Origin of the sequence: Halanaerobium saccharolyticum (assembly GCF_003259895.1) — a bacterium.
Classification (GTDB): domain Bacteria; phylum Bacillota; class Halanaerobiia; order Halanaerobiales; family Halanaerobiaceae; genus Halanaerobium; species Halanaerobium saccharolyticum_A.
On sequence record NZ_QLME01000055.1, the window covers coordinates 1 to 1,740 of the forward strand.

Here is a 1,740-nt window from a genome sequence, read left to right on the forward strand (position 1 = left end):
AAAATAAGGACATTTGTCCGCCCCTAATCAAGTTCGACTAACAAAAGAATTTGGTATAATATATAGTTAAGGGGGGACAACCAATGCCTAAAACTGAACTTGATCGTGTAAAAGTTAAAACTTTAGATAGTCAATTTGAATACATTCTTAAAGAACTATTTGAATATTCACCACGTGAAGCAAAAGCAATTGTAGAAGCTGCTAATGAAGTTTACCAACTAAAACATTATGATCCATCCTATCATGAAAGTAAAGATAAAATAGTTAATACTGTAATCTCTAAGAAAGCAAAACACGGTCCAGTTTTAGAAGATTTACCAAAGGTTCAGGTAACCCTGACTAAATCAATAACCAAAGAGGATAAAACACTCTTTAGAATAGAGAATAAATCTGCTCTCAGAAGAGTTAAAATACTGAGAATGACAGAAGAATCACTCGATCAGGGTGGTCTTCTAACTCAGGAAGATCTGGCTGATATTCTACAGGTTTCCACAAGAACTATCAGACGTGATATCAAAAAACTTAAAGCTCAGGGTTTTAATGTTCAAACCCGAGGTACATATCAGGATATAGGACCTGGAGTATCTCATAAAACTAAGATCATCAAACTGTATCTTGAATATAATACTTACTCTGAAATACAGAGGAAAACCAGGCATTCCCCTGGAGCGATTAAGCGATATATCAATGATTTTGGTCGTGTATTGCTTGCAATAAAGAATAAGCTTTCAATCAAAGAAACAGCTCATATAGTCGGTATCTCAGAAAGATTAGTTAAAGAATATACCGAGCTGTATTTTAAATATAACAGCTTTGAGTATAAAGAGCGACTTGCTGACATAGTTAACATAGCCGAAGAAAAAGCTTCAGTAAAAACTGAGGCAAAAAAGGGGGTCAAAAAATGAGACAGGACCCTTTTGCTAACCTGGATAAAAAGACCTTCAGACAGGCTATTATCGAGCTTTTAGAGAGTGAATACAAACTACTTGGCAGCCATAAAATATTGGAGCTGATAGCTAACGATATAGTTGAATTAGAATATAAATATCACCCCCGTAAAAAGACCAATCAGTTTGGAAGTTTAAGCTGGATTAGTACTTCCGAGCAGAATAACAAGCCAAAACTGGGTAAAAAACGTGAAGAATACAAACAGGAAGTGATTGAACTTCCCTATGTTACAGAGGAAGATATAGAACTAAAAAGACAGAATGTATCCAAAACAGAACATGATATGATCCGTATTGCCAGACTGACTAAAGCTGCTAAAAAGCAAGGTGCTATGCTAACTGTTGAAGAACTGGCAGCAATAATGAACCGTTCTACAGCAACTATTTCAAAGCGTATTGGTGAATATCATGATACTCATGATGATGTGTTACCCCTTAAAGGTTATATACTGGATATGGGTCGTGGAACCACTCACAAAAAAGCAATAATAGAGCTTTATGAGCAAAAGGTTCAGCCACCTGATATAGCCAGAAAAACAGATCATTCATTAAATGCTGTTGATAGATATATCAAAGACTATGAACGCGTTAAATTCCTTATCAGACGCGGTATAAGCACAACCCAGATCAAACATATGACAGGCCGAGGAGCTTCTGTTATCAAACAATATCGGAAGCTTATAGAAAAATATCATCCTGAATATTTTGATTCTGATAACGATAAATAATAGATCAATTTGAAATACTAAGAATCAGGAAGAATAGGACCGGACAAATGTCCTAAATGTAAATA

Annotated in this window: 2 protein-coding genes; both read left to right on the top strand. The window is 35.2% G+C overall.

Annotation, left to right across the window (positions count from 1 at the left end; genetic code table 11):
* Nucleotides 1–83 precede the first annotated feature (83 nt).
* Entirely contained in the window at nt 84–905 is an 822-nt protein-coding gene (locus tag C7958_RS15455) for a DUF1670 domain-containing protein (RefSeq protein ID WP_111573562.1), read from the top strand.
* Entirely contained in the window at nt 902–1,675 is a 774-nt protein-coding gene (locus tag C7958_RS15460) for a DUF1670 domain-containing protein (protein WP_111573563.1), read from the top strand. The genes C7958_RS15455 and C7958_RS15460 overlap by 4 nt, the downstream gene beginning before the upstream one ends.
* Nucleotides 1,676–1,740 lie beyond the last annotated feature (65 nt).

What these genes read in the sequence shown, in the direction of transcription:
- C7958_RS15455 (WP_111573562.1), top strand. Translation starts at nt 84, where the DNA reads ATGCCTAAAACTGAACTTGATCGTGTAAAAGTTAAAACTTTAGATAGT.
- C7958_RS15460 (WP_111573563.1), top strand. Translation starts at nt 902, where the DNA reads ATGAGACAGGACCCTTTTGCTAACCTGGATAAAAAGACCTTCAGACAG.